Origin of the sequence: Actinoplanes sp. L3-i22 (assembly GCF_019704555.1) — a bacterium.
Taxonomy (GTDB): Bacteria; Actinomycetota; Actinomycetes; order Mycobacteriales; family Micromonosporaceae; genus Actinoplanes.
This window is the reverse complement of record NZ_AP024745.1, coordinates 5945198-5962525: the sequence shown is the minus strand read 5'-3', so window position 1 is coordinate 5962525 and position 17328 is coordinate 5945198. Positions and strand designations below refer to the sequence as shown.

The 17328-nt window shown below is 71.6% G+C and carries 18 protein-coding genes; 11 read left to right on the top strand and 7 right to left on the bottom strand.

Translation table 11 applies throughout. From position 1 onward, the window contains the following. Nucleotides 1-6: 6 nt before the first annotated feature. Nucleotides 7-3498: a LamG-like jellyroll fold domain-containing protein gene (locus L3i22_RS26630; protein ID WP_255658619.1), complete on the bottom strand. Its 3492-nt coding sequence runs from the start codon at nucleotides 3496-3498 to the stop codon at nucleotides 7-9. 130 nt (nucleotides 3499-3628) lie between these two features. Between L3i22_RS26630 and L3i22_RS26625 the strand changes: the two genes are divergently transcribed. Continuing rightward, nucleotides 3629-4642 carry a LacI family DNA-binding transcriptional regulator gene (locus L3i22_RS26625; protein ID WP_255658618.1) on the top strand — a complete coding sequence of 338 codons (1014 nt, stop codon included), beginning with the start codon at nucleotides 3629-3631 and terminating at the stop codon, nucleotides 4640-4642. Between the two features lies 1 nt (nucleotide 4643). Here L3i22_RS26625 and L3i22_RS26620 read toward each other — a convergent pair whose 3' ends face one another. The 3 genes from L3i22_RS26620 to L3i22_RS26610 all read right to left on the bottom strand — a co-directional run bounded on the left by L3i22_RS26620 (nucleotide 4644) and on the right by L3i22_RS26610 (nucleotide 6231). Continuing rightward, nucleotides 4644-5081 carry a chemotaxis protein CheW gene (locus tag L3i22_RS26620; protein ID WP_221329669.1) on the bottom strand — a complete coding sequence of 146 codons (438 nt, stop codon included), beginning with the start codon at nucleotides 5079-5081 and terminating at the stop codon, nucleotides 4644-4646. 101 nt (nucleotides 5082-5182) lie between these two features. Beyond that, entirely contained in the window at nucleotides 5183-5902 is a 720-nt protein-coding gene (locus L3i22_RS26615; protein WP_221329668.1) for a sulfite exporter TauE/SafE family protein, read from the bottom strand. Further along, entirely contained in the window at nucleotides 5899-6231 is a 333-nt protein-coding gene (locus L3i22_RS26610) for a metalloregulator ArsR/SmtB family transcription factor (RefSeq protein ID WP_221329667.1), read from the bottom strand. The genes L3i22_RS26615 and L3i22_RS26610 overlap by 4 nt, the downstream gene beginning before the upstream one ends. Before the next feature lie 55 nt (nucleotides 6232-6286). Here L3i22_RS26610 and L3i22_RS26605 point away from each other — a divergent pair, with 55 nt between their 5' ends. Then, nucleotides 6287-7297: a cation diffusion facilitator family transporter gene (locus tag L3i22_RS26605; RefSeq protein ID WP_221330166.1), complete on the top strand. Its 1011-nt coding sequence runs from the start codon at nucleotides 6287-6289 to the stop codon at nucleotides 7295-7297. Nucleotides 7298-7686: 389 nt separating this feature from the next. Continuing rightward, nucleotides 7687-8253 carry a GNAT family N-acetyltransferase gene (locus tag L3i22_RS26600; RefSeq protein WP_221329666.1) on the top strand — a complete coding sequence of 189 codons (567 nt, stop codon included), beginning with the start codon at nucleotides 7687-7689 and terminating at the stop codon, nucleotides 8251-8253. On the opposite strand, the gene L3i22_RS26595 is transcribed toward L3i22_RS26600, so the two are convergent. Both L3i22_RS26595 and L3i22_RS26590 read right to left on the bottom strand, forming a co-directional pair. Next, the gene (locus L3i22_RS26595; RefSeq protein WP_255658617.1) at nucleotides 8241-8471 is read right to left on the bottom strand and encodes a YiaA/YiaB family inner membrane protein; all 231 of its coding nucleotides are present in this window, start codon (nucleotides 8469-8471) and stop codon (nucleotides 8241-8243) included. The genes L3i22_RS26600 and L3i22_RS26595 overlap by 13 nt on opposite strands. A 10-nt stretch (nucleotides 8472-8481) precedes the next feature. Beyond that, nucleotides 8482-9399 (bottom strand): cation diffusion facilitator family transporter, encoded by a 918-nt coding sequence (locus L3i22_RS26590; RefSeq protein ID WP_221329665.1) that lies wholly within the window; start codon nucleotides 9397-9399, stop codon nucleotides 8482-8484. A 143-nt stretch (nucleotides 9400-9542) separates the two neighbouring features. Between L3i22_RS26590 and L3i22_RS26585 the strand changes: the two genes are divergently transcribed. From L3i22_RS26585 to L3i22_RS53710, 3 genes are all read left to right on the top strand, one after another. Continuing rightward, complete coding sequence (locus tag L3i22_RS26585) at nucleotides 9543-10688, top strand: monooxygenase (RefSeq protein WP_221329664.1); 1146 nt, start codon at nucleotides 9543-9545, stop codon at nucleotides 10686-10688. A gap of 299 nt (nucleotides 10689-10987) precedes the next feature. Continuing rightward, nucleotides 10988-11203, top strand: a complete 216-nt coding sequence (locus L3i22_RS26580; protein ID WP_255658616.1) for an AlpA family transcriptional regulator — start codon at nucleotides 10988-10990, stop codon at nucleotides 11201-11203. Nucleotides 11204-11304: 101 nt separating this feature from the next. Next, complete coding sequence (locus L3i22_RS53710; protein WP_255658615.1) at nucleotides 11305-11427, top strand: hypothetical protein; 123 nt, start codon at nucleotides 11305-11307, stop codon at nucleotides 11425-11427. 307 nt (nucleotides 11428-11734) lie between these two features. On the opposite strand, the gene L3i22_RS26575 is transcribed toward L3i22_RS53710, so the two are convergent. Then, nucleotides 11735-12388: a GntR family transcriptional regulator gene (locus L3i22_RS26575; protein ID WP_221329663.1), complete on the bottom strand. Its 654-nt coding sequence runs from the start codon at nucleotides 12386-12388 to the stop codon at nucleotides 11735-11737. A gap of 88 nt (nucleotides 12389-12476) precedes the next feature. Between L3i22_RS26575 and L3i22_RS26570 the strand changes: the two genes are divergently transcribed. Genes L3i22_RS26570 through L3i22_RS26550 form a run of 5 tightly spaced genes read left to right on the top strand, consistent with a single transcriptional unit; the run spans nucleotide 12477 to nucleotide 17110 of the window. Next, a complete protein-coding gene (locus tag L3i22_RS26570; RefSeq protein ID WP_255658614.1) occupies nucleotides 12477-13454 on the top strand; it encodes an aldo/keto reductase in 978 nt (325 codons plus the stop codon). Continuing rightward, complete coding sequence (locus L3i22_RS26565) at nucleotides 13451-14278, top strand: amidohydrolase (protein WP_221329662.1); 828 nt, start codon at nucleotides 13451-13453, stop codon at nucleotides 14276-14278. The genes L3i22_RS26570 and L3i22_RS26565 overlap by 4 nt, the downstream gene beginning before the upstream one ends. Continuing rightward, on the top strand, nucleotides 14275-15099 hold the full coding sequence (locus tag L3i22_RS26560; RefSeq protein WP_221329661.1) for a fumarylacetoacetate hydrolase family protein: 825 nt from the start codon (nucleotides 14275-14277) through the stop codon (nucleotides 15097-15099). The genes L3i22_RS26565 and L3i22_RS26560 overlap by 4 nt, the downstream gene beginning before the upstream one ends. Beyond that, nucleotides 15096-16370, top strand: a complete 1275-nt coding sequence (locus L3i22_RS26555; protein WP_221329660.1) for an enolase C-terminal domain-like protein — start codon at nucleotides 15096-15098, stop codon at nucleotides 16368-16370. Before L3i22_RS26560 ends, L3i22_RS26555 begins: the two co-directional genes overlap by 4 nt. Further along, nucleotides 16361-17110, top strand: a complete 750-nt coding sequence (locus L3i22_RS26550) for an SDR family NAD(P)-dependent oxidoreductase (RefSeq protein WP_221329659.1) — start codon at nucleotides 16361-16363, stop codon at nucleotides 17108-17110. Before L3i22_RS26555 ends, L3i22_RS26550 begins: the two co-directional genes overlap by 10 nt. Nucleotides 17111-17328 lie beyond the last annotated feature (218 nt).

Sequence of the window (17328 nt, the reverse complement as noted above, 5' to 3'; positions counted from 1 at the left end):
CAAAAATCAATTCAAGAGCGATTTTGCGTACGGCGTAACCGTCACCCGATCGATCACCGGAGCGTAGGCCGACCGGAGCAGCACGTCCGGCCACGTCTGCGACGCGTAGGTCGTCCCGTCGAAGTTCGGCAGTTCCGCCGACGAGAAACTCACCCGGTTGACCCCGCGCCGCAGCGTCACCGGAACGGTCAGCTCCCAGAAGTTGTTGTCGTGGAAACTGTGCGGGAAGAGCACCCGGGTCGCCGCTCCCCCGTTCACCGCGAGGTCGGCGTGCCGGGCGAGCGGATCCGGGTTGTAGTGGGTCGCCTCGGCCTGTTCCGGATTCGAGTACCGGATCCGCAGCGCATACGTCCCGGCCCGATCCGCGGGAACGGTGAACGTCACGGTGTTCGCCGGCCCGTTGCCGACTCCGGAAACCGCGGCGCCCCCGCTGGCGAGCGACCTGGGCACCACGGCGGCCGTTCCGGTCAGGGTGGCCGACTCGGCCTCGAGAACGGTCGACGGAAGATGCGCCGACGCCCGTACCGTCAACCGGTCCAGAACCGTGCCGTTCCGGCCCGCCGTGACCACCACTTTGTTGATGCCGCCGGAGAGCGAGACCGCCGCCTTGGCGGCGACCGGAATGCCGTTGACGGTCACCGAGCCGCCGGCCCCGGCGTCGATGGTCGATTCCGCGTCGGCCTTGGAGTAGACCCAGAACGTCGCCGTTCCGCCGCGTTTCAGGCTGACCCGGCCGGCCGAGACGGATCGCACCCCGGTCAGGTCGGCCCGCGCCGCCGGATAGACCGCGGTGGCCGCCGCCGGATTCGGCAACGCCAGCGTGATCCGGTCGAGAATCGCGTCACCCTTGGTCGCTTTCGTCCCGTCGAGACTGCGGGCCGCCAGCGAGATCGTGTGCTTTCCGGCGGTCAGCGCGACGCTCGTGTCGGTGTGGTCCCAGACCACCCACTTGTAGCCGAGCGGCAGGTGGATCTCCTGCTCGGCGGCGCCGTCGACGCGCAGGAACACATTCGTCGGCCCCTGCTCCTTGACCAGGTCGTAGGTGTTCAGCGAATTCGCGAAGACGCTCAGGTCGTACGTTCCGGCCGTGGGCACGTCGACGCTGAAATCGAGGACGCCGTCGCTGCCGGTGCGCAGTCCGCCGACGTCGTATCCGCCGGAGGTGTAGAACTTGGAGACGTCCGCGGTCGACCCTTCCGGCCCGTTCTTGCTGTATCCGCTTCCGGTGTAGGTGGCGTTCTCGGCCTCGTACGAGCCGTTCCAGAGCGCCGGAACGGCGCCGGCTTGCGGCTTGGCCGGGCCGGGCGAGAGGACGATTTCGTACGCCGAGGAGTCGACCAGATTCGACAATTCCACGGCCACCGCGTCGTCCCGTACCCGCAGATCGGTTTCCGCCACCAGCCGAGGCTGAGCCGAATCGCCCACCTGGCCGGTCCAGGGAATTTCCCGGATCGTGGCGTGCACCGTCTTGCCGAAAACCGCGGACGGCACGTTGTCGAAGCGAAGGTATCCGGCGCCGGTCGAGCCGCCGATGATGGCCCGGGCCTGTTTCTTCTGTCTGTCGAGGGTGGCGACGCCCTGCATCGTGTAGTTCTGCCCCGGGTACGGCGGGGTGACCTCAACGGTGTTCCCGGTCATGCCGCCGTACGCGTTGAACAGCCACCACTGCCCGTTCCCGCGATCGGCCTGCACCGCGGAGTCGGAGATGTTCCCGTCGATGTTCCAGTACGCGATGTCCGCGTCGACCTTGGACTCCTCGATCGCCGAGATCCACTGGATCATCTGCCCGGGAACCGAGGTGTGGTAGTTGAACGCGTACTCGTTGATGTTGATCGGCAATTGACGCCCGAGAATGGCGGCTTCCCATTCCCGGTAGAGGGCGACGTCCTGCCGGACCTTCTCCGGGTGGCTGAGCTCGTGCCAGGTCATCACGTCCGGCACGGTCCCGGCGGCCCGCGCGTGGGTGAGGAAGCCCTGGATCTGGGTGTAGAGCACGCTGGTGTTCGGCCCGGCGATCCGCGCGGCCGGCATCTTGCCCTTGATCAGGCGGTACACGTCGTCCCAGGCGGCGAAGTAGTCGGTCGGGTCGCTGAGCCAGCTGACCCCGTTGTAGCTCCACTCGCCGGTGCCGAACATGTTGCCCTCGGGCTCGTTGAACGGCACGAAGACGATGTGACCCTGGTATTTCGGGTCGAGCGTCAGCACCTGGTCGACCTGCTCGGCGATCTTCTCCCGGTAGAGAGCCATCTTCTCCGCGGGGGTGCTGCCCGGCCACTGGTACGGGAAGCCGCGATGAATATCGGTCATGTAGATGTAGACGTCGCCGCCGGTGCTGTCCGTCAGCGGCTTGACCACCTCGAGGGCGTCGGCGCCCGGGTGCTGCGGGCCGTCCTGCGCCTTGGTCGAGACCGTGCGCAGGTGCATGCCCTCGATCAGGTTGTCGGTGGGGACGCCGGCGCCGTAGAGCCCGTAGAGCGAGCCGGACGCGCCACCGTGGAAGGCACCGGTGGATTTGCCGAGGTCGATCGTCATCTCGCCCTCGCGGATCACGGTGACCGTCGCGGTGACCGGGGTCCCGCCGGCGGTTCCGGTGACGGTGAAGACGCCACGCTGGGCGTACTGCGCGGGGTCCACCGCCGCCCAGGTGATCGGGACGTCGCGGGCGTAGCTGTCGGAGAACGTGCCGCGGACGGTCGCCGGGAGCGCCGGGGCGGTGCCGATCGTCGTCCGTACGTCGAAATCGGTCTGGGAAAGACCACTCAGGGTCGGCAAGGCGCCGCCGAAGAGATCCGCGACCTGGGCCGGGGTGAGCGCGCTGTCGTAGACCCGGAAGTCGTCGACGGCCCCGTCGAAGAGCGGATCAGCATAGAAGGACTTCCCGATGTAGCCGGAGAAAGTCGCGGTGTCCAGCAGGTCACCCGCGCTGATCGTGGTCGCCGCGGACGACACGGCAACCCCGTCGAGATAGCTGGTCAGCCGGTCAGCCGCGGTGTCCAGCGTGACCGTCAGCAATTTCCACACCCCGGAAGGCAGCGCCGCCGAGCCGGTGACCTGGGCCTCCGCCCCGCCACCGCCGACCGTCACCGCGGTCCGCAGCAGCCCGTCACCGTTGTACGGCGTGCTGAACAGGTACCGCCCGTTGTCCTTGCCGAGCGCGTAGATCCACTGCCACGGCGCGGTCGTCCCGTCCCACTTCACCCGGACGGAAACGGTCAGATCGGTCCGCCCGGCGAGCACCCCGCGCGGGACGGTGACGTAGGCGCCGGCCGAGTTGGTCGCGCCGCCGGGCAGCTGCAGGGCACCGTCGACCAGGGCGGCGGTGCTCCCGTTGACCAGGGTGCCGTTCAGCCCGTGGCCGGAGGTGTCGGTGATGACCCCGGTGAGGTCGTCGTGGTCGAAGTCGTAGGCGACCACCGGATCGGGCAGGTCGGCGGCGGCCGCGGCGGGGACCGCGGGCAGCAGCACGACCAGCGCGGCCAGCAGGGCGAGAGGTCTCATGGCGCTCATCTCCACGGTTCGGAAACTTTTTGCCGCACGGGGACAGCGATTTCCGCCAGGTTACGACCGGAGTACACAGTGGTCAATGAGCGCGGTTGAGGAAAAGGGTTTCCGTCGGTAGCGTGGGACCGTGCCAGGGAAAATCAAAGCGCGCGCCGGGATCGCCGACGTGGCCCGCCTCGCCGGCGTCTCGATCGGGACGGCGTCCAAGGCGCTGAACGATCGCGGACAGCTGCGTGAGGAGACCCGCGCCCGGGTCCAGGCCGCCGCCGAGCAGCTCGGCTTCATCCCGAGCTCGGTCGCGACCAGCCTGCTGACCGGGCGCACGTTCACCGTCGGCCTGATCATGACCGATCATCACGGCCGGTTCAGCCTGCCGGTGCTGCACGGCGCCGAGGACGCGCTCGGCTGGGCGGAGACGCTGGCGTTCGTCTGCGACACCCGCGACGACCCGATCCGCGAGCAGCATTACGTGCGCAGCCTGCTCGGCCGCCGGGTGGACGGGATCATCGTCGCCGGTCGGCGGGCCGAGGCCCGGCCGCCGCTGCTGACGAAGTCACCGGTCCCGGTCGTCTACGCCTTCGCCCGCTCCGCGGACGAGGCGGACTGCAGCGTGGTCACCGACGAGGCCGGCGGCGCGATCATGGCAATCGAGCATTTGGTACGGACCGGGCGCCGTCGCATCGCCCACGTCACCGGCCCGCACGGGCACGCCTCGGCGATCGCCCGGGTCGACGGGGTCAACCGCGGACTCGCCGCGGCCGGGCTCGAGCTGGTCGGCGAGCCCTGGTACGGCGGCTGGAGCGAGGTCTGGGGCCGGTTCGCGGCGGCCGCGCTGACCCGCGAGCACCCGGACGTCGACGCGGTCTTCTGCGGCAGCGACACGATCGCCCGCGGCGTGGCGGACGGCCTGCGCGAGGCGGGCCGCCGGGTGCCGGAGGACGTGGCGCTGGTCGGCGTGGACAACTGGGCCCCGGTCGCCGAGGAGTGCCGGCCCCCGCTGACCAGCGTCGACCTGGACCTGCGCCAGGTCGGCCACCGCGCCGGCCGGCTCCTGCTGCAGGCGATCGAGAGCGGTCACACCGCGGGCGTGCACTCGGTCGAGTGCCAGCTGGTGGTCCGCTCCTCGTCCGCGCCGGCGTGACTCAGACCAGGACGCGGGCGGTGTTCACGCACTCGGCGACGTCGAGCACCAGCAGCAGCCGGCCCTCGGTCTTGTAGGCGCCGGTGACCAGCGCCCGGGACGGCCCGGTCAGGGTCGCCGGCGGCTCCTCGAACAGGTCCGCGTCCAGGTCGGCGACCTGCCCGATCCGGTCCACCAGCAGGCTGACCGGCTCCCCGGCGTACCGCACGATCACGTTCATCACCAGGCCGGACATCTCCCGGCGCGGCAACCCGAACTGCACCCGCAGGTCGACCGCGGCGATCACCTGGCCGCGCAGGTTGAACAGCCCGCCGACGGCGTTCGGCGCCAGCGGCACGGGCGTGTACTCGCTGTACGAGAGCACCTCCTGCACCGCGTCCACGTCCACCCCGAAGAACTGACCGGCGACCTCGAAGGTGACGAACTGACGACTGGACATGCGCTGCTCCCGGGGATGGTGACCGCCGGGGTAACTGCCGCGACTGGTCGAGGCCCTTATCGGGTCCCCGGGCCCGGAACGAAGCAATCCGGCTCGGCCAATCAGAGCAATGCCCGGCCGAGCGTGACGATCGACGCCACCACCAGGGCGGTGAGCACCACGTACCGGAAGTTGGTCAGCCGCGCGAAGACCCGCTCCCCGGCCAGCCAGCCCACCACGACCGCCGGGATCCCGATCGCCGTCACCAGCCAGGCCACGTGACTGATCACCCCGGTCACCGCGAACCCCAGGACCCCGCCGAGGCCGACCGGCACGAAGATCGCCGCGAGCGTCGCCCGGAACACCCGGGGCGGCAGGCCGGTCGCGGCCAGGACCGCGGCCATCGGCGGCCCGTTCACCCCGGCCGACGTGGTCAGGATCCCGGAGAGCAGCCCGGCCGCGGCGATCGTGACCGGGTGCGGGGACACCCGCAGCCCACGCCAGATCGCCCCGGTCCCGGCCAGCACCACGACCGCGATCAGGATCGACAGGGCGCGGGCCGGGAGCACCCGGAGCAGCCACAACCCGAGCGGCAGCCCGGCCAGGCCGGCGATCAGCACGGTCCGCGCGATCGGCCACCGCACGTGCGCCCGGTCCCGGACGGCGACGGCCAGGTTGACCAGCAGCACCAGGATCGTCGAGCCGACCACGGCGTCGACCGGGCCGACGATCAGGCCGAGCAGCGGCACGGACAGCAGCGAGTACCCGAACCCGGTGATCACCTGGGCGCAGGACGCGACGGCCAGGATCACCGCGACCGTCAGCGCGGCGGGTGTGCTCACCGCCCGGCCGCGGCCCGCAGCACCTCGGTGACCAGGCGCGCCACGTGCGGCCCGGCCAGCTCGTACACCTGACGCCGGCCCTCCCGGCGGACCCGGACCAGGCCGGCCAGCCGCAGTTTCCCGAGGTGCTGCGAGACGGCCGGCCGGGCGGCGCCCGCGACCCCGGTCAGCGCGGTGACGTCCCGCTCCCCCGGCACCAGCGCGGCGAGCAGGCGCAGCCGGGTCGGGTCGGCCAGCATCCCCAGCATCGTCGTTGCCACCGAGATGGTGTCGCCCGACGTGTGTTTCTGCAGGTCATTGGCATCTGCAACGTTGTCGCGTGCGCGCATGAGCACATATTATGAGGACGACAGCACGATGAGAAGACGTCCGGGGGAACCGAGAATGGCCTCGCACCACGATCACGCGCACGCCCCGAAGAGCCGCTGGCGGCACCTGCTGACCCCGCACTCGCACGACGCCGCCGACCGGGTCGACGACGCGATGGAGTCGTCCCGGGCCGGCATGCGCGCGCTCTGGATCTCGCTGCTCGCGCTCGGGCTGACCGCCGCCGCCCAGGCCGTCGTCGCCTACGCCTCCGGCTCGGTCGCGCTGCTCGGCGACACCCTGCACAACGTCGCGGACGCGCTGACCGCGGTGCCCCTGGGCATCGCGTTCTGGCTGGGCCGGCGCGCCGCGACCCGGGCGTACACCTACGGCTTCGGCCGCGCCGAGGACCTGGCCGGCATCGTGATCGTGCTGGTCATCGCCGCCTCCGCGGCCGCGTCCGCGTTCTTCGCGGTCACCCGGCTGCTCGACCCGCGGCCGATGACGCACCTGCCATGGGTCCTCGCGGCCGGCGTGATCGGCTTCGCCGGCAACGAGCTGGTCGCCCGCTACCGGATCACGGTCGGCCGCCGGATCGGCTCGGCCGCCCTGGTCGCCGACGGCCTGCACGCCCGCACCGACGGCTTCGCCTCCCTCGCCGTGGTCCTCGCCGCCGGCGGCGCCGCGCTCGGCTGGCGATGGGCAGATCCGGTCATCGGCCTGGCGATCACGGTCGCGATCGGGTTCGTCCTCAAGGACGCCGCCCGCGAGGTCTACCGCCGCCTGATGGACCGCGTCGACCCCGGCCTGGTCGACCGCGCCGAGCGCGAGCTGCGCCTGATCCCCGGCGTCCGGGACATCTCCGGCCTGCGGATGCGCTGGGTCGGGCACCACCTGCACGCCGAGGCCGCGGTCGTCGTCGACGCCGCGCTGAGCCTGATGGCCGCGCACGAGATCGCCGCCGACGCCGAGCACCAGCTCACCCACCACGTCCCCCGCCTCACCGAGGCCACGGTGCACGTCGACCCGGACACCCACCCCGGCGCCGAGCACCACCTGCGCATCTCGCACACCCGCCTGGGCGTCTGATCACCTCCGGACAAATCAAGATCAAATTCTTCATTGCCACGGCTGCGGCCGATAACTGATCGTCGCTCCCGCGGGGACCCTTCCGGGCCTCGCAGGGCGCGGGGCGCCCAAAACGCGAGGCCCTCCAGGGCGGCGTCCGAGGGTGGTCGCGGTTTCAAAGGACCCACGCGAGGCGGCGGCCACGCGAGGCCCGGCCGCGGCTCGCGGTGTCGGCTGGTGGTCACGGCTGTTCCGAGCGCGCGAAGCAGCCCTCACTGCCAGCCGGGTCCGCCGGCGCGGCTGGGGCTGGGCCTGGCGGCGCGGGTCGCGGGCCACCGCTGCGGTCACCGAGGCCGGCTCGGCTGGTGGGCCGGGGTGCTTCGGGGCCGGGGCGGATAGAGTCCGGACACGTGACGACGATTTCGGTGGCCGCCCCGTCCGACCGTACAAAAGTGATCTCTTCTCTTGTCCCTGCCTTTGCGCAGGACCCGGTGCTGCGCTGGCTGTTCCCGGACGACGCGACCTACCCCCGTTACGCGGGCGCGTTCTTCGGGCGGCTCTTCGACAAGCGCGTCGGCCGGGACTCGATCTGGATCGCCGACGGCGGGCACGCGGCCGCGATCTGGGAGCCCCCGGCCGACGGCAGCCCGGCGCCCGACCACGCGCTGGACGTCCCGGCCGACGTGCACGCCCGCGTCGACGCCTACGACCACGCCGTGCACGCGGTGCTGCCCGACGGCCCGTTCTGGTATCTCGGCGTCCTCGGCACCCACCCGGACCACCAGGGCCGCCGCCTCGGGCACGCGGTGATGGCCGAGGGCCTCAAGCGGGCCGCCGCCGACGGGGTGCCCGCGATCCTGGAGACCGCCACCGAGGGCAACGTCGGCATGTACCGGCGGGCCGGCTGGGAGGTCGTCGCCGCGGCCACCGCGCCGTTCCGGTTCTGGGTGCTGCAGCAGCAGCCTCAGGGCTTGTAGAGCGCGTCCCGCACGTTCTTCTGCACCGCGACCGCGGCGTAGAGCGACAGCACGAACGCCAGCCCGTAGAAGCCCTTCTCGCTCTTGGTCATCTCGGCGTTCCAGAGCCCGACGCCGTACGAGAGGATCCCGACCGCCAGCGCCGCCCAGGACGCCCCCACGAACGCGGGGGTCGGCCGGAGCGGCTGCGGCGGTGGCTGCTGCTGATAATTCACCACTTACCGGACATTACCCGGTCGGGCGATAGATGTCCGGCTCCAGATAAATGACCTTCGCGGTCGGCACCGCCGCCCGGACCCGGGCCTCGGCGTCGTCGATCGTGGCCGCGATGTCCCGGCCCTCGTCCTGCTCCCCGATCGCGATCTTCGCGGCCAGCAGCAGCTCCTCCGGCCCCAGGTGCATGGTGCGCAGGTGGATCACCCGCTGCACGCCGGGCGACGCGAGCAGCGCCGTCTCGATCGCGGTCAGCTGCTCCGGCACCGCCGACTCACCGATGATCAGGCTCTTGGTCTCCACCGCGAGCACCACCGCGACGCCGACCAGCAGCAGGCCGATCATCAGCGTGGCGATGCCGTCGTAGACGCCGTTGCCGGTGGCCACGCTCAGGCCCACGCCGAGCAGCGCGAACAGCAGGCCGAGCAGCGCGCCGGAGTCCTCGAGGAGGATGACCGGCAGCTCCGGGTTCCGGGTCCGCACGATGAACCGGAACCAGCTGCGCTTGCCGCGCACCCGGTTCGCCTCACCGACCGCGGTCCGCAGCGCGTACCCCTCGAGCACCGCGGCGATCACCAGCACGATGACCGCGACCAGCGGCGACTCCAGCTCGTGCGGGTCGATGACCTTGTGGTAGCCCTCGTACACCGCGTACAGCCCGCCGAGGCTGAACAGGATGATCGCGACGATGAACGCGTAGACGTAGCGCTCCCGGGCGTAGCCGAACGGGTGCAGGGCCGACGCCGGCCGCTTCGCCCGGCGGCCGCCGACGAGCAGGAGCACCTGGTTGGTCGAGTCCGCGACCGAGTGCACGCCCTCGGCGAGCATCGAGGCGGAGCCGGTGACGGCCGCGGCGACGAACTTGGCGACGCCGATCGCGAGATTCGCGCTCAGCGCGGTCACCACGGCCTTGGTACTGCCTTCGGTTGACATGGTTCCTCTCTGAAAAAGCTTGTCCGGCAATTGTAAAGCCAAGATCAAGTTTCCCATTCCGGGGGAAGAACTACGGGACATCCCGGATGTGATCAGGAGCATCGAAACGGGACGATTCCGGATGACTCACAGGGGAGGACACCGTGAAGCGCATCCTGGTCTCCGTGGCCGCGTTACTGCTGGTCGCGGCGTGTGGATCCACGAACACCCCGGCCGCCGCGCCGGCCACCTCGAACCCGCACGCCGGCCACTCGGCCGGCTCCGCGCCGCCGCCGAAACCGCTGCGTACGGGCGAGCGGTTCGTCGATCTGAAGCTGCCCCAGCCCTACACCCCGCAGGCCCCGAACGGCGGCACCGACGACTACCGCTGCTTCCTCGTCGACCCCGGCCTGACCACGACGTCGTTCCTGACCGGCAGCCGGTTCCAGCCGCAGAACGCGGCGATCGTGCACCACGCGATCTTCTACCGCCTCGACCCGGAGCAGGCCACCGAGGCCGTCAAGGTCGACGCCGAGACCCCGGGCGAGGGCTGGACCTGCTTCGGCGACGCCGGCGTCGAGGGGCAGACCGCGTGGGTCGCGCACTGGGCGCCCGGCGCCGGCGAGACCCTGATGCCCGACGGGTTCGGCTTCTCCATGCCGCCCGGCAGCAAGCTCGTCATGCAGGTCCACTACAACATGCTCGACGACGGCGCGGCCGGCCAGACCGACCAGTCCGGCATCCAGCTGCGCGTCGCCGGCGGCACCACCGCGCTCAAGCCGCTGAACACCGCGCTGTTCCCGGCCCCGATCGAGCTGCCCTGCGCGGCCGGCGAGACCGGTCCGCTCTGCGACCGTGCCGCCGCCGTCGCCGACGTCGGCAAGCGCTTCGGCGAGCAGGCCGGCCAGCAGGAGAGCCACCTGATCCAGGGCTGCAGCGCCGGCAAGATCACGGCCGGCAACACCCAGCACTGCGACCAGCCGATCGACGAGTCCGCCACGATCTACATGGCGGCCGGCCACATGCACCTGCTCGGCCGCTCCATCAAGATCGAGCTGAATCCCGGCAAGCCCGGCGCGCAGACCATCCTGGACGTCCCGCAGTACAACTTCGACAACCAGGCCCTGGTCCCGCTCCCGAAACCGATCCCGGTGAAGGCCGGCGACACCGTCCGCGTGACGTGCACGCACGACGCGAAACTGCGACAGCTGCTGCCGCAGCTGCAGAAACTGCCCCCGAGGTACGTCGTCTGGGGCGAGGGCACCAGCGACGAGATGTGCCTCGGCATCCTGGTCGTCGCGGGCTCCTGACCCACCCCTCCCGTCCGGCGGTGCCCCGGTGGCGCCGCCGGACGTCCGCTGTCCGGGGACGTCACACGCCCTCGAGCATCCTAGGAAGATAGGTAGTCACTAGTTCGGGTCGCGGGCCCACTCGAAACGGTGACGGTCGATGCCGGACCGAGCCGGGTATCCGGGCCTGTCACACCGCATCTGGCCTCGTGACAAGCACCGATTGCCCGCCCCGGCACCCCGCCCCCGCGCAAAAGTTTCCGCAATACTTGGCCCCGCGGGGTACAAAACGGGGTTGCTGTGTGCCTATAGTCGCTTGCATGAAAACAAAACGCCCCCAACTGATGGGCACCTACGAGATCGGCCTCCGCCTCGGCTCGATCAGCCGCCAGCGGGTCAACCAACTCACCGCCAAGGAGCACTTCCCCAAACCGGCCGCGACCCTGGGCCAGGGCCGCGTCTGGCTCGCCGAGGACATCGAGGACTGGATCACCCACCACCGCACCGACCCGGTCCGAGCGACCGGAAAGGCCTGACGTCACCACCCACCTAGAATCGACGCAGGTACGGCGTCCCGGACTACGACCCCCTCCCCCGCACCACCGTCGAGGAGGTCCGGGAAGCCCAGCTCCCCTCGATGACCCCGATTCACCACAGCCCGGAATCCCGGCTCACCGCGCTCATCGGCGCGACGCTCCAGGAGGTGCACATCCTGGAGCCCGACGGCGAGCACGACGACCGGCAGGTATTCGCCGCATGACGGTCGTCGCCGGTGCGACTGCGACACCCCGCCGGCCGATCCCGCCGACCTCCTGCGGCTCCCCCGGCATCCGGAGACCGGCACGGTGTGACGGCCACCCACCGGCGGTATCCCCGGGCCGCCCGCCCGGGGCGCCCGGCACCACCTGACGGTCCACCTCGGACGCCGCTCACCCGGGCGCCCGTTCCGGCTCGACCTCCGCCCGCCGGGACACCATGGCCGCGCCCAGCGGGCCCGCCGGCACCCGGCTGGACTGCGCGTCCTCTACCGGGGCTGATCGAAACAGCGCTGATCGAAACCCGGGCGGCTACCGAGAAGGCTGATCGAAGACGGCCAGGTGGCGGGTGCGGGCGGCGGTCAGGTGGGCTCGCATCGCGGCCTCCGCGGCGTCCGGGTCGCCGGCTTCGATCGCGGCGGCGATCAGCTCGTGCTCGCGGCGGGTCGAGGCGGTCTCCGCGTACGGGAAGTACAGCCGGTGAATGTGGAGGTGCGCGTGCAGCCGCGTGATCGCCTCGCGCAGCAGCGGATTCACCGCCGCCGCGGCGACCAGGTCGTGGAAGCGCGCGTCCGCGGCCGTGAACGCCGCGTGCGACGACGACACCTCGTACGAAAGCGATGCCTCTGCCGAGAGCCCGGCCCGAGCCGCGCCGGAGGCCCGCGCCGCCGCCCAGCGCGCGGCCGCGGTCTCCAGGAGCAGCCGCATGTCGAACATGTCGCCGAACTCGTCCCGGGTCAGCAGCGGCGCCACCGTGTACCCCGCGAGGGGCCGTTTGCGGACCAGCCCCTCGGACTCCAGCCGGGCCAGCGCCTCCCGCACCGGGGTGGGCGAGACGTCCAGCGTGCGGGCCAGCGCGTCGATGTTGACGCGTTCCTCGGGGGCGAGCTGATGCTCCAGGATCATCGACTTCAGCGAGTCGTGGACGTCATCGCTGAGCACCGAGCGGCGAATCGGCCCCGACATCGACTTCCTCCATCGGACGGTTGACTAACGCGGCGAAGCGGATTAGACAGATACCCGGATCCTATAGGATCTACGAAAGGACCGTGAAGTGGATCCGTTCGAGAGGGTGCCCCTGGGCGGCACCGGCGTCACCGTGACCCGCCTCGGGATGGGCCTGGCCCCGATCGGCGGGCTGTTCACGCCGGTCGGCGACGCGGACGCGATCGGCGCGGTCGAGGCCGCCTGGCGGCACGGGGTGCGGTTCTTCGACACCGCCCCGCTCTACGGCTCCGGCCTGTCCGAGCGCCGGGCCGGCGCCGCCCTGCGCGGCCGCGACGGGTTCACCCTGGCCACCAAGGTCGGCCGCCGGCTGGTCCCGGGCGCCGACCCGGAGCAGGAGATCTGGACCGAGCCGTCCGGGACGGCGCCGGCCTGGGACTTCAGCGCCGACGGGGTCCGCGCGCAGCACCGCGAGAGCCTGGAGCGGCTCGGCCTGGACCGGGTCGACGTCCTGCACCTGCACGACCCGGACGACCACTTCGAGGAGGCGCTGCACGGCGCCGCCCCGGCCCTCGCCGAGCTGCGCAAGGCCGGCGTGATCGGGGCGGTCTCGGCCGGGATGAACCAGTCCGCGATGCTCACCGCGTTCGCCCGCACCGGGCTCTTCGACTGCTTCCTGCTGGCCGGGCGGTACACGCTGCTCGACCAGTCCGGGCTCGGGGACCTGCTGCCGGAGTGCCGGCGGCGCGGGATCTCGGTGATCTGCGGCGGCGTCTACAACTCCGGGATCCTCGCCGACCCCGGGCTCAACGGCACCTACGACTACCAGGCCGCGCCGCCGGAGATCCGGGCCCGCGCCCGGGCGATCGCCGAGGTGTGCGCCCGGCACGACGTGCCGCTGCGGGCCGCCGCCCTGCAGTTCCCGCTCGGGCACCCCGCCGTCGCCTCGGTGGTGATCGGCATGCGCTCGGCCGCGGAGGTGGCCGACGCGGTCGCGATGGCGGCGGTAGAGATCCCCGGCGGGCTCTGGCACGACCTGATCCGGACCGGCCTGCTCGACGCCGCCGTCCCGGTGCCCGGCGCATGATCGTCGACGCGCACCACCACCTGTGGACCGCGGACTATCCGTGGCTGGCCGCCGACGGCCTGGCCCCGATCCGCCGCGACTACACGATGGCCGACCTGCGCCCGCACCTGGCCGCGGTCGGCGTCCAGCGGACCGTGCTGGTCGAGGCCGGCCTGTGCAACGCCGCCGAGACCAGCCGGTTCCTGGCCCTGGCCGCCCGCGCCGCGGAGATCGCCGGGGTGGTCGGCTGGGCCGACCTGTCCGATCCTGATCTGCGCGCCATGCTGGCCCGGCACCGCTCCGGGCCGGGCGGCGACCGGCTCGTCGGCGTCCGCGACCAGATCCAGGCCGGCCCGGACGACCTGCTCGACCAGCCCGGGGTCCGCGCCGGGCTGGCCACCGTGGCCGAGGCGGGGCTGGTCAACGAGCTGGTCGTACGGGCCACGCAGCTGCCGTCGGTGGCCCGCGCCGCCACCGCGATGCCCGATGCCACGTTCGTCCTGGACCACCTGGGGAAGCCGCCGATCGCCGGTGGACGGGGCCTGGACGACTGGAAGCGGCTGCTCGCCATGGTCGCCGCCTGTCCGAACGTGACGGCGAAGGTGTCCGGGCTGGTCAGCGAGGCCGGTCCGGGATGGACCAGGGCGGGGCTACGGCCGTACGTCGACATCGCTCTTGATCTTTTCGGGCCGGACCGGCTGATGTTCGGCTCGGACTGGCCGGTGTGCGAGGTGGTGGCGACCTACGAGGAGGTCGCCGCGGTCCTCACCGGGATTCTCGGCGGCCGTCCGGGGAACATCTTCGGACGCACAGCGATCCGCGTCTATCGATTGGAGCAGCCATGAGGTACCTGCGTGCCGGCGAGCCGGGCGCCGAGCGTCCGATTCTGTACGCCGACGGGATGCTGCGTGACCTGTCCGAGGTGACCGCGGACATCGACGGCGCGTTCCTGGCCGGCGGCGGGTTCACCGGCAACCCGGACGATCTGCCGGCCGCCGACCTCGACCATCACCGGATCGGCCCGCCGATCGCCCGGCCGGGTGTGGTGCTCTGCGTCGGGCAGAACTACGCCGCGCACGCCGCGGAATCCGGCGCGCAGCCGCCGGCCGAGCCGATCATCTTCTACAAGGCGCCGAACACCGTGGTCGGCCCGGAGGACGACGTCCGGCTCCCGCCCGGCTCGAAGCGCACCGACTGGGAGGTCGAGCTCGGGGTGGTGATCGGGAAGACCGCGCGGTACCTGCCGGACCCGGCCGCGGCCCTGGCGTGCGTCGCCGGCTACGTGCTCTCCAACGACGTGTCCGAACGTGATTACCAGCTGGACCGCTCCGGCGGGCAGTGGTCCAAGGGCAAGTCGTGCGAGACGTTCAACCCGCTCGGCCCGTGGCTGGTCACCCCGGACGAGCTGACCTTCCCGCTGCGGCTGCGCAGCTGGGTCAACGACGCGCCCCGGCAGGACTCCAGCACCGCCGACATGATCTTCGACGTGGCGTACCTGATCTGGCACCTGTCCCAGTTCACCGTCCTCGAACCCGGCGACCTGGTGAACACCGGCACCCCGGAGGGGGTGGCGCTGAGCGGCCGGTTCCCGTACCTGAGCGCCGGTGACGTGGTCGAGATCGAGATCGACGGGCTCGGCCGGCAGCGCACCGTGGTGAAGGGATGAAGGTCGCCTCGATCGTCTCGCACGACATCCGCTTTCCCACCTCGCGCAGCCTCGACGGGTCCGACGCGATGAACCCGGATCCGGACTACTCGGCGGCGTATGTGGTGCTGCGCGCCGACGACGGCTCCGAGGGGCACGGGTTCACGTTCACCATCGGGCGGGGGAACGAGGTGTGCCGGGCGGCGATCGACGCCCTGGCGCCGCTGATCGTCGGGCAGTCGCTGGACGATCTGGGCGAGTTCTACCGGCGGCTGACGCACGACTCGCAGATGCGCTGGCTCGGGCCCGAGAAGGGGGTCATGCACCTGGCGGCGGGCGCGCTGGTGAACGCCGCGTGGGACTGGCGCGCGAAAGCGGCCGGGCAGCCGTTGTGGGAGCTGCTGGCGTCCCTGTCCCCCGACGAGATCGTCGATCTGGTGGACTGGCGGTATCTGACCGACGCGCTCACGCCGGCGGACGCGCGCGGCCTCCTGTCCGATTTATCGGATAAAAAGGGTTACCGCCTCGAGCAGGTGAAAGCCCTCGGATATCCGGCATATACCACTTCAGCCGGCTGGCTGGGCTACTCCGACGAGAAGATCGAGCGGCTCGCCCGCGAGGCCCTCGCCGACGGCTTCACCATGCTCAAGCTCAAGGTCGGCGCGGACCTCGACGACGACCTCCGCCGGTTCGCCCTGGTCCGCAAGGTCGTCGGCCCGGACATCCGGATCGCCGTCGACGCCAACCAGCGCTGGGACGTCCCCGACGCGATCACCTGGATGTCCGCGCTCGCCCGCTACGACCCGTGGTGGATCGAGGAGCCGACCAGCCCCGACGACATCCTCGGCCACGCCGTGATCCGGCAGGCGATCGACCCGATCCGGGTCGCGACCGGCGAGCACATCGCCAACCGGGTGGTCTTCAAGCAGCTGCTGCAGGCCGACGCGATCGACTTTGTCCAGCTGGACGCGTGCCGGGTGGCCGGGGTCAACGAGAACCTGGCGATCCTGCTGCTCGCCGCCGCGTACCGGAAACCGGTCTGCCCGCACGCCGGCGGCGTCGGCCTCTGCGAGGCGGTCCGCCACCTGTCCTTCTTCGACTACGTCGCGGTCTCCGGCTCGCTCGCCGACCGGGCCGTCGAATACGTCGACCACCTGCACGAACACTTCGTCGACCCGGCGGTCGTGGCGAACGGCCGCTACCTGGCCCCGTCCGCGCCGGGCTTCTCCACCCAGATGCGCCCCGAGTCCCTGGCCCGGTACACCTACCCGGAAGGCCCAGCATGGCACTGAACGATCTGGACGGCCTGGTCGCCGCGATCACCGGCGGCGGCTCCGGCATCGGCACGGCGTGCGCCCGCCGCCTGGCCGCGGCCGGCGCGAAGGTCGGCATCCTCGACGTCGACCCGGCGAACGCGCCCGGCCTGCCGCTCAAGGCCGACGTCCGCGACGAGGCGTCCCTGCAGGCCGCGTTCGCGAGCCTGGCCGAGACCTACGGCGGCATCGACATCCTGGTCAACAGCGCCGGCGTCAGCGCGGTCGGCACGGTCGAGGCCAACGACGACGCGGAGTGGGCGCGCGTGCTCGACGTCAACGTCACCGGCGTCGCCAGGGCCAGCCGCGCCGCCCTCCCCTACCTGCGGCGCAGCCGATCCCCGGTGATCGTCAACCTCTCCTCGATCGCCGCGACCGCCGGGCTGGTGCAGCGCGCCCTCTACTGCGCGTCGAAGGGCGCGGTCCACGCCCTCACCCTGGCGATGGCCGCCGACCTGGTCACCGAGGGGATCCGGGTCTGCTGCGTGGCGCCCGGCACGGTCGACACGCCGTGGGTCGCCCGCCTGCTCGCCCGCACCGACGACCCGGACGCGGAGAAGGCCCGCCTCGCCGCCCGCCAGCCGACCGGCCGCCTGGTCACCGCCGACGAGGTGGCGGCCGCGGTGACCTATCTGGCCTCCCCGGCCTCCGGCGCCACCACCGGCATGTCCCTCGCGGTCGACGGCGGCATGGCCGGCCTGCGCCTCCCACCCCGATAAATTCAAGATCTTTTCTTGCCTCGGCTGCGGCCGATAACTGATCGTCGCTCCCGCGGGGACCCTTCCGGGCCTCGCAAGGGCGCGGGGCGCCCAAAACGCGAGCCCCTCCAGGGCGACGTCCGCGGGTGGTTGCGGTTTCAAAGAACCCCGCGGGCCACGACCCGGGTCCCGGCCCGGCCGCGCGTCGCGGCCCCGGCTGGCACTCACGGCTGCTTCAA

What these genes read in the sequence shown, in the direction of transcription:
- L3i22_RS26620 (WP_221329669.1), bottom strand. Translation starts at nt 5,081, where the DNA reads ATGTCCAGTCGTCAGTTCGTCACCTTCGAGGTCGCCGGTCAGTTCTTC.
- L3i22_RS26550 (WP_221329659.1), top strand. Translation starts at nt 16,361, where the DNA reads ATGGCACTGAACGATCTGGACGGCCTGGTCGCCGCGATCACCGGCGGC.
- L3i22_RS26580 (WP_255658616.1), top strand. Translation starts at nt 10,988, where the DNA reads ATGAAAACAAAACGCCCCCAACTGATGGGCACCTACGAGATCGGCCTC.
- L3i22_RS53710 (WP_255658615.1), top strand. Translation starts at nt 11,305, where the DNA reads ATGACCCCGATTCACCACAGCCCGGAATCCCGGCTCACCGCGCTCATC.
- L3i22_RS26605 (WP_221330166.1), top strand. Translation starts at nt 6,287, where the DNA reads ATGGCCTCGCACCACGATCACGCGCACGCCCCGAAGAGCCGCTGGCGG.
- L3i22_RS26610 (WP_221329667.1), bottom strand. Translation starts at nt 6,231, where the DNA reads ATGCGCGCACGCGACAACGTTGCAGATGCCAATGACCTGCAGAAACAC.
- L3i22_RS26565 (WP_221329662.1), top strand. Translation starts at nt 13,451, where the DNA reads ATGATCGTCGACGCGCACCACCACCTGTGGACCGCGGACTATCCGTGG.
- L3i22_RS26590 (WP_221329665.1), bottom strand. Translation starts at nt 9,399, where the DNA reads ATGTCAACCGAAGGCAGTACCAAGGCCGTGGTGACCGCGCTGAGCGCG.
- L3i22_RS26630 (WP_255658619.1), bottom strand. Translation starts at nt 3,498, where the DNA reads ATGAGACCTCTCGCCCTGCTGGCCGCGCTGGTCGTGCTGCTGCCCGCG.
- L3i22_RS26555 (WP_221329660.1), top strand. Translation starts at nt 15,096, where the DNA reads ATGAAGGTCGCCTCGATCGTCTCGCACGACATCCGCTTTCCCACCTCG.
- L3i22_RS26560 (WP_221329661.1), top strand. Translation starts at nt 14,275, where the DNA reads ATGAGGTACCTGCGTGCCGGCGAGCCGGGCGCCGAGCGTCCGATTCTG.
- L3i22_RS26575 (WP_221329663.1), bottom strand. Translation starts at nt 12,388, where the DNA reads ATGTCGGGGCCGATTCGCCGCTCGGTGCTCAGCGATGACGTCCACGAC.